Origin of the sequence: Massilia glaciei, assembly GCF_003011895.2 — a bacterium.
Classification (GTDB): domain Bacteria; phylum Pseudomonadota; class Gammaproteobacteria; order Burkholderiales; family Burkholderiaceae_D; genus Telluria_A; species Telluria_A glaciei.
In genome coordinates this window covers 1-8,607 of record NZ_PXWF02000098.1, presented here as the reverse complement: position 1 = coordinate 8,607, position 8,607 = coordinate 1, and the positions used below count along the sequence as shown (strand labels likewise).

The following is an 8,607-nucleotide window of genomic DNA, read 5'->3' as shown; positions in this document are numbered from 1 at the left end:
CGCGTCGGGCGTGGGCGCCACGCTCGACGTCGACGCGCTGCCGGCCGGGCCGGCGCTGGCGCGCCAGCCGCGGCCGTTGCGGCGCCGCTTCAGCGCCGCCGGCGGCGACGACTACGAATTGTGCTACACCGCGCCGTTTGAAGCGCGCGCGGCGGTGCTGGCGGCGGGGCGGCAGACGCACACCGCGGTGACGCGGGTCGGCGTGGTCGAGGCCGCGCGCGGGCTGCGCCTGGTCGATGCAGGCGGTTGCGCGCTCGATCTCACACTGCCCGGCTTCGACCATTTCGCCGGTGACTGAACGCCGTTTCAGAAATCGTATAGAAAGAACCCAAGTAACAAGTACCAACCCGTCCTCGCGGATGCGGGGATCCATAGAACATTCGCGCATCGCAACCGTCCTATGGAGGTGGCGCATGCGCCATCTCCGTAGGAGGACGATGTGGGTTTGGTTTTGTTTGCCTTTAGATCGCGACGTCCGCGTCGCCGCACTGGAATTTGGGCGGCTCGTCCGCCGCCCCGTTCACCAGCCAATAATGATGGAACGCGCGGCGCACGTTGTCGCGCAACTCGGCGCCGGACCAGGGCTTGGTGTAATACCGGTACAGCGCGCCCCGGTTGATCGACTCGAGCATCGAGGCCGGGTCGGTTTCGGCCGACAAAATCACCCGGATCGCGGCCGGGTACATGCTCTTGACCTTGCCCAAAAACGCGATCCCGCTGATGCCCGGCAGGCGTTGCTCGCACAGGATCACATGCACCTGGTGCAGCGCGAGCATCTCGAAACCCTGCTCGGCAGACAGCGCCGTCAGGATCTGATAATTGTCGGGCCCGAACAATGCCGCCAGCGCCGCCAGCTCGGCGCCGTCGGCGTCGACCAGCAGCAGCGTCTGGCGCGCCGGGTCCGGGTCCGGGTCCGCGTCCGGGGCCGCGCCGCGCCGCTCGCGGTTGGCGCGCAGCATGCCCGCTACCTCGTCGGCCGGCAGCGGATGGCTCAGGTGGAATCCCTGGATCTCGTCGCAGCGCTGGCGCCGCAGGTACGCCCGCTGCGCCTGCGATTCGACCCCTTCGGCGATCACCCGCATGTGCAGGCTGTGCGCCATGCCGATGATCGCCAGCGCGATCGCGGCGTCGTCCGGGTTGGTGGTGACGTCGCGCACGAAGGCGATGTCGATCTTGAGCTTGTCGATCGGGAAGCGCTTGAGGTAGGCCAGGCTCGAGTAGCCGGTGCCGAAGTCGTCGATCGCGATGTTGATGCCGAGCGCCTTGAGCCGCGTGAGCACCTCGATCGTGTGCTCGGGATCGGTCATGAGCGAGCCCTCGGTGAGCTCGAGTTCGAGCAGCGCCGGCGCGATCGCGTGGCGCGCCAGCGCGGCGCGGATGTCGGCCTCGAGGTCGCCCTCGGCGAACTGGCGGCTCGACACGTTGACCGCCACCTTGACGTCGCCGGCGCCGCCCGCGCGCCACTGCGCGATCTGGCGGCACGCGGTCTCGATCACCCAGGCGCCGACCCGCACGATCATGCCGGTCTCCTCCAGCAGCGGCACGAACTCCGACGGCAGCACCAGCCCGTGCCCCGGCCGCCGCCAGCGCAGCAGCTCCTCGACCCCGCTCACGCTGCCCGTGTCGAGGCTGGCCTTGGGCTGGTAGTACAGCAGCAGCTCGCCGTTCTCGAGCGCCTGGCGCAGCGCCTGCTCGAGGTCGAGCCGGGCCAGCACCTGCACGTTCATGCCGGCGGTGAAGAAGCGGTAGCCGTCGCGCCCGGCCTCCTTGGCCTGCGCCATCGCCGTGTCGGCGTACCTGACGAGCGTGCCGGCGTCGTCCGAGTCGTCCGGATAGACGGCGATGCCGATGCCCGCGCTCAGTGTCGTCGGGCGCCCGCGCAACACGAACGGCGCGCGCATCGCCTGGCGCACCTCGTTGGCCACGGCCGCGGCGTCGCCGGCCGCGTCGGGCATGCCCAGGATGAGCGCGAACTCGTCGCCGCCGAGCCGCCCGGCGGTGTCTCGCGCCGGCGCGCAGCCGACCAGCCGGCTGCTGAACTGGCGCAGCAGCTCGTCGGCCAGTTCGGCCCCGAGCGAATCGTTGACCGTCTTGAAACGGTCGAGGGAGATGAACAGCACCGCCACGCGCCACCCCTTGCGCGCGGCCAGCGCCACCGCCTCGTTCAGGGTCTGGTAGAACAGGGTTCGGTTGGGCAGGCCGGTGAGGCTGTCGTAGCTGGCCAGCTCGTGCAGGCGAAGCTGCGCCGCGAGCCGCTCGCTGACGTCGCGCGCGACCCCGATCAGAATGCGCGAGGCATCGAGCACCTGCAGCTGCCAGTCGATCTCGACCGGCACCGGCTCGCGCTCGAAACGGGGCAGCGCAACGACCACCCGGGTCGGCTCGCGCGGGCCGGCGCACCCGGGTCGGCGCCTAGCAGCTCAGCGCGCAAATAGCCGAGCATGCGGCAGGCGCCGTCGCTGACGTCGAGCAGCGCCTTGCTGCCGGCGTCGATCAGGAAGATGGCGTCGGCGGTGGCGTCCATGGCGCTGCGGAAGCGCTGCAGCTCGACCGTGCGGGCGCGCACCGTCAGTTCGAGCAGCGCGCCGTGGTCCTTGAGCTGACGGTGCATCAGGCGCACCTCGAGCATGTTGCGGATGCGGGTGAGCACCTCGACCGGGTCGAACGGCTTGGTCACGAAGTCGCGCGCGCCGGCCTCGAGCGCGGCGACCTTCTGGTCGAGGTCGGCCGTGACCACCAGCACCGGCAGGTAGTCCTCCCGCTCGAGCGGGGCCAGCGCGCGCATCACCTCGAAGCCGTCCATGCCCGGCATCTGCAGGTCGAGGATGATCAGGTCGTAGCGCGCCGCCGCGTGCATCGGCGCGACCCTGGCCGGGTCGAGCGTGCTGTCGACGTGCAGGTAGCCGGTGTTGGCGAGCAGGTAGTTGAGCAGGTCGACGTTGGCCTGCTGGTCGTCCACCACCAGCACGCGGGCGCGGTGGATCTGTTCGGGCGAGATCACGGCCTCATGCCTCGCGCGCCCGCGCGCAGCCGTCGACCAGCGCCAGCGTGCTGTCGATCGCCTCGCCGAACTGGCCGATGTCGATCGGCTTGGTCAGGTAGCGGAAGAAGCCGTTGGCCAGGCCGCGCTCGACGTCGCGCGGCATCGCGTTGGCGGTCAGCGCGATGACCGGGATGTGGGCCGTGCGCGGGTCGGCGCGCAGCTGCCCGAGGGCCTCGGTGCCGCTCATGCCGGGCAGGTTGATGTCCATCAGGATCAGGTCGGGCAGGTGCACGCGCGCCATCTCGAGGCCGAGGTGGGCGTCGGGCGCCATCAGCAGGCGCAGGTCGGAGCGGAAGCCGATGATCTCCTGCACCAGTTTGAGGTTGGCCGGGTTGTCCTCGACGTACAGCAACACGTGCGAGGCCTGGGCGGCCGCCTGCGCCTCGAACGGCAGCAGCGTGCCCGCCGCCAGCGCCGACGGCAGCGGGTCGGTCGCCTGCAGCTCAATCCAGAAGGTGCTGCCGGTGCTGCTGCTGCTGGCCGCGCCGATGCTGCCCCCCATCAGCTCGAGCAATCGCTTGGTGACCACCAGGCCGATGCCGGTCCCCTCCTCCTTGCCGCTCTCCTGGCCGAGCCGGTTGAACGGCTGGAACAGCGACCCGACCTGCTCCGGGGACAGTCCCATGCCGGTGTCCTGCACCGAGATGCGCACCCTGCCGGCGGCCGCCGCGCCGGCCTCGACCCGCACCATGCCCAATTCGCGGTTGTACTTGACCGCGTTCGAGAGCAGGTTGAGCAGCACCTGCTTGAGGCGGGTGCGGTCGGCCAGCACCACCTCCGGGCAGCCCTCGGGGAACAGCACGCGGATACGGCGCTGCGAGGCCATCTGCGCGATCATGCCCTCGCACTCGGTGAACATGTCGGCCAGCGCCACCGGCTCCATCGACAGTGCCACGGTGCCCGATTCGACCTTGGCCAGGTCGAGGATCTCGTTGATCAACGTGAGCAGGTGGCGCCCCGACTTGAGGATGTGGTTGGCGAAGTCCTTCTTTTGCGGCGGCGTGGTCGGCATCGCGTCGGAAGTCAGTATCTGGGCGAAGCCGAGGATCGCGTTGAGCGGGGTGCGCAGCTCGTGGCTCATGGACGACACGAACGAGGTTTTGGCCTGGCTGGCCTTGCTGGCCGCCTCCATCGCAACGCCCAGTTCGGCGTTGCTCAGCTCGAGCTGGAGCGTGCGCAGGCGGACCCGCTCCTCGAGCCCCTCGTTCAGGCGCATCACCTCCTGCTGCGCCTCGGCGCGCTGGCGCGCCTCGCGCGCGATCTCGCGGTTCGACCGTTCGAGCGCGCGCGTGCGCTGTTCGATCTCGGTGAGCATGGCGTTGAACGAGTCGACCAGTTCGCCCGCCTCGTCGTCGCTGATGCGCGGCGCGCGGCGCGAATAGTCGCGCGTGCGCACCACCTCGCGCGCGATCGTGGTGATGGCGAAGATCGGGGCGGTGATGATGCGGTCGAGGCGGCGCATCAGCAGGTAGGCGGTGAGCATCGCCAGCGCCGTGACCGCCGCCGCGATGGCCAGGTAGTCGATGGCGCGCGCGAGCAGCCCGTACTCGGCGCGCAGGTAGACGGTGCCGATGAAATCGCCCTTTTCGACGATGCGGCGGAACACCAGCAACTGGTCGCCCTCGACGCGCACGCCCTCGCCGGTGGGCGCGGCGGGAAACGCCGGGCCCTCGCCGCTGGCCAGGTAGGACGCGAAACGGGTGCCGTCGGCCTTGTACACGGCGCCGGCGCGCACCGCCGGGCGGATCCGCAGCGAGGCCAGGTTCTCGCCGGCCAGGGCGGCGTCGTCGAAGGCCAGCGCGGCCGAGGTCATGTGGCCGAGCAGCTCGGCCTGGGTCGCCATGTCGCCCAGCAGGGCGCGGTGGTAGACGCGCAGATCGTAGGCGATCACGCCGCCGATCGACACCAGCAGCGCCGCCAGCGTGGTCAGCATGACCACCGCCACCAGCTTCTGGCGCATCGAGCGCAGCTGCATCATCATGAGGCGTCCCCCGGCTGCACCCTGCGCACCGCCGCCAGCATGCGCGCGCTGATGCGCAGGCGGCTCGGCGCCACGTGCCTGAGCGCGACCTCGAAGCGCAGGCGCTCCTCGACCACCACGAAATTGATCATCGTGCCGAGCGTGTGCGCCAATTCGGAGTCCGACACCGTCAGCAGCGACTTGCCGCGCGCCGCGCCCAGCAGTTCGGCCGCGGCGGCGCGTTCGACGCCGCCCACGAACAGGATGTGCAGGCCCTCGAGCGGCTGCCCCGGCGCCACCCGGCGCACCACGAGCGCGTGGCCGTCGGCCTTGTGCCCGGCCACCAGCCGTTCGAGCTGCTCGGCCAGCGCTTCGTTGCCGGCCACGCCGATCACGAGCGGGCTGTCGGGCCGCGCGAAGCTGCCCTCGGGCCACTCGATGAAGCCGGCGAATTTGTACAGGTAGGCGGCCTTGACCTGCTGCTCCATCATGGGCGGGGCGGCCAGCGCTGGCGCGCCCGGCAGCGCCGCGCACAGCAGGGCCCAGGTCAGGCACAACCGCAGCCACAGCGGCGCCAGGCCCCGGCGCGGCGGACGCCTCAGAGGCTGAGAGTTTTTCGGGCGTGCCCGAGCAGCCCGCCAGAAAGCGGCAGATCGAGGCGCAAAGCACAGCCATAGCGGGCTATGGCGAGCATTTGCAACGACGAACTGGCGCTTTCTGGCGTGATGAGCGGGCATGATCGAAAGACTCTCAGGATCTCAGTGGCGCCATGACAGCCGCGCTTGCAGGGTGCGCCCGTAGACCGGGCGGCCGGGCGCGGCGCCGAATTCGGCGTGGCGCGGGGCCAGCAGGTTGCGCGCCAGCAGAGACAGCTCGGCCCGCCGCGTCATCTTCCAGCCGAGCCGCACGTCGAGCGCGGTGTAGGCCGGCACCACCGGCTGCGGCAGTTCGCCCACGTGGCGCAGGTTGAAGTCGAGCTCGAGCCGGTCGGAGACGTCGAACGAGGAGCGCAGCGTGGCCCAGACGGCGGGGTCGTTGCTGGCGAGGTTGACGGCCGCGGTCTGGTCGCGGCTGCCGGCCTCGGCGCGCGTGTCGAGCGACTGCGCCGACAGGCCCGCGGTGAGGCGCCAGTACGGCCGCACGTCCCAGCGCGCCGACAGCTCGGCGCCATGGCTGTCGCCGCCGGCGCGGTTAAGGAACACCAGCCCGGGGCCGTCCGGGTTGGTCTCGAGCGTGCGCAGGCGCTGGTAGCGGCTGGCATGCACGGTGAGCGCGTACGACAGCGCCGCGGTGGGCTGCCCGCGCAGGCCGAATTGGGCCACCTTGGCGACCTCGGAGATGAAATCGGGGCCGCCCGCGATGATGTATTGCGGCAGCCCGTCCACCAGCGGCGGCGCGCTCGGCGATTGGAAGTCGCGGTCGATGCGCGACGGCACCCGCACCGCGCGCGCGAGCGAGGCCCACGCCATGTGGCTCGGCGCGAGCTGCCACGCCAGGTTCAGGTGCGGCAGATACTCGCGCCCCGTGTAGCTGTTGCGTTCGACCTTGAGGCCGGCCGTCAGCCGCACCGACGGCGTGAGCAGAAAGTCGTCCTGGGCGAACAGGTTGGTCCAGGCCAGCGCGCGCCAGGCAGGAAGCCGAACGCCGCGCCGTTTTGGACCCGGTCGCGGGCGACCCGGTGGCCGCCGGCCCAGACCAGGTGGTGGCCCGCGCCCAGCGTCAGCGACTGCTGGGCGTCGATGTCGACCGTGGTGAGGTGCTCGACGAAGGCGTTCGGCTGGTCGCGCCGGGTGTGGTCGAGATAGGCCTGCAGGCGCAGCTCGGAGCCGCCGGCCAGCTTGCGGTTCAAGCGCGCGAGCAGGTTGGCGCCGCCGATCCCGATGTCGGCGGTGCCGGCCTGGTGCAGCTTGCCGCCGTAGGCGTCGCCAGCGAGCGTGAGCCCGGGCAGCGCGCCGTCGATGCGGAAACCGGCCTGGTGGCGCTCCCATCCGGTCTGGTTGGCGCCGCCGTCGGCGCGCTCGGCGTCGTCGGCGCGCACGCTCTTGGCGTAGAGGCGGTAGTGGCCCGGCCCGAACGCCGCGCCGTAGCGCGCCGCGCCGGTGCGCAGGCCGGCGCCGGCGCCGGCCGTGGCAAACAGGCCCTGCGTCTCGGCGGCCGCGCGCGTGATGATGTTGATGACGCCGTTGACGGCGTTGGCGCCCCACAGCGTCGCGCCCGGGCCGCTGATGACCTCGATGCGCTCGACGTCCTCGAGCAGCACTTCCTGGGCGTCCCAGAACACGCCCGAGAACAGCGGCGAATAGATGGCGCGCCCGTCGATCAGCACCAGCAGCTTGTTCTGGAACACCGAATTGAGGCCGCGCGCGGTGATGGCGTAGTTGCGCGCGTCCACCCGCGCCACCTGCAGGTTGGGGGCCAGCCGCAGCGCCTCGGGCAGCGTGGCCGCGCCCGAACGGCGGATGTCGTCGCCGCTGATGGCGAACACGGGGGCGGCGGCGGCCGTCAGCTTCTCGGCTTTTTTGGACAACGAGGTGATTTCGATGGCGCCCAGCTCCTCGAGCGACAGGCTGGCGAAATTGTCCGTGGCCGCCTCCGCGGCGCCGGCCACCGGCCCGAGCGCGCCGAGCAGCGCGCCAAGCGCCAGCCGCGCCAGCCGCGGGGCGCTGCGTCGGGGTCGAGCAGGCGGTTCAAACGACATGGTTCTTCCTAAATATTGGTGGAACAGACACGGCACTGGGGAAAGCATATCAGCGTGAAAGCAAATGATGTCGCACGGAACGGGAGCGGCAAGATTGTTTGATCCACCGCAATTTACTCTACGCTTGTTTGTGCCTTTTGCAAATTTATATTTCACATTTGGGCGATCCGGGCGCGCCCCGGGGCGCAGTAAAATCGGGGTCCGGGGGGCCAACTTGCGGGCCGACATGGTACAGTGGAAACGAAAGGCCGCCGCGCCCTCCCCGACCGGATCAACACAGACACGACCAAAGGAGTTTGATGTGACAAACGAGATTATCGACCTTGCCGCCCGCGTGGGCCAGGCATTGCAAGCGAAGGGACTGCTGCTGGTCACCGCCGAATCGTGCACCGGCGGCGGCGTGGCCCAGGCGATCACCGAGATCGCCGGCTCGACCGGCTGGTTCGACTGCGGCTACGTGGCCTATTCGAACGCGTCCAAGACCGAGCTGCTCGACGTGCGCGCCGCCCTGATCGCCCAGATGGGCACGGTCAGTGAGGAGGTCGCCGCGGCCATGGCGGCCGGCGCGCTGGCCAACAGCAACGCCCACGTGGCGCTGTCGACCACGGGCATCGCCGGCCCCACCGGCGCGGTGCCGGGCAAGCCGGTCGGCACCGTCTGTTTTGGCTGGGCCAACGCGGAAGACTCGCACACCGAACGGTTGGTGTTCTCGGGCGACCGCCAGTCGGTGCGCGAGCAGACCGTGGTGCACGCGCTGCAGGGTTTGCTGCGCTTCATCGAGTAGACGCACGGTAATGCCAGGCCCGTCCCCAGCCCGTCCGCCGGCGCCGCGCGCGCCCGCGTCCGCCGCGCCGGGGTTGCTGGCCGCGCTGGCGCTGGCGCTGGCCCTGGCGCACGACGCCGGCG

At 70.6% G+C, this 8,607-nt stretch carries 7 protein-coding genes and 1 pseudogene; 2 read left to right on the top strand and 6 right to left on the bottom strand.

Translation table 11 applies throughout. The features are described from left to right. Positions 1 to 298, top strand: a pseudogene (locus C7C56_RS07365) (thiamine-phosphate kinase); the annotation flags it as partial. 163 nt (positions 299 to 461) lie between these two features. Here the strand turns inward: C7C56_RS07365 and C7C56_RS07360 are convergent. The 6 genes from C7C56_RS07360 to C7C56_RS07340 all read right to left on the bottom strand — a co-directional run bounded on the left by C7C56_RS07360 (position 462) and on the right by C7C56_RS07340 (position 7,701). Further along, on the bottom strand, positions 462 to 2,372 hold the full coding sequence (locus C7C56_RS07360) for an EAL domain-containing protein (protein ID WP_229458342.1): 1,911 nt from the start codon (positions 2,370 to 2,372) through the stop codon (positions 462 to 464). Beyond that, positions 2,282 to 3,001 (bottom strand): response regulator, encoded by a 720-nt coding sequence (locus C7C56_RS29660; protein WP_229458339.1) that lies wholly within the window; start codon positions 2,999 to 3,001, stop codon positions 2,282 to 2,284. Before C7C56_RS29660 ends, C7C56_RS07360 begins: the two co-directional genes overlap by 91 nt. 4 nt (positions 3,002 to 3,005) lie before the next feature. Next, the gene (locus tag C7C56_RS07355; RefSeq protein ID WP_229458337.1) at positions 3,006 to 5,024 is read right to left on the bottom strand and encodes a sensor histidine kinase, YfiR-like protein-associated; all 2,019 of its coding nucleotides are present in this window, start codon (positions 5,022 to 5,024) and stop codon (positions 3,006 to 3,008) included. Next, positions 5,021 to 5,560, bottom strand: coding sequence for a TOL_0243 family YfiR-like periplasmic protein (locus C7C56_RS07350; RefSeq protein WP_181373058.1), 540 nt, complete (start codon positions 5,558 to 5,560; stop codon positions 5,021 to 5,023). The genes C7C56_RS07355 and C7C56_RS07350 overlap by 4 nt, the downstream gene beginning before the upstream one ends. A gap of 201 nt (positions 5,561 to 5,761) precedes the next feature. Then, the gene (locus C7C56_RS07345) at positions 5,762 to 6,571 is read right to left on the bottom strand and encodes a TonB-dependent receptor plug domain-containing protein (RefSeq protein WP_181373057.1); all 810 of its coding nucleotides are present in this window, start codon (positions 6,569 to 6,571) and stop codon (positions 5,762 to 5,764) included. Further along, the gene (locus C7C56_RS07340; RefSeq protein ID WP_181373056.1) at positions 6,562 to 7,701 is read right to left on the bottom strand and encodes a TonB-dependent receptor plug domain-containing protein; all 1,140 of its coding nucleotides are present in this window, start codon (positions 7,699 to 7,701) and stop codon (positions 6,562 to 6,564) included. The genes C7C56_RS07345 and C7C56_RS07340 overlap by 10 nt, the downstream gene beginning before the upstream one ends. Before the next feature lie 301 nt (positions 7,702 to 8,002). Here C7C56_RS07340 and C7C56_RS07335 point away from each other — a divergent pair, with 301 nt between their 5' ends. Continuing rightward, positions 8,003 to 8,485: a CinA family protein gene (locus tag C7C56_RS07335; protein ID WP_229458335.1), complete on the top strand. Its 483-nt coding sequence runs from the start codon at positions 8,003 to 8,005 to the stop codon at positions 8,483 to 8,485. Positions 8,486 to 8,607 lie beyond the last annotated feature (122 nt).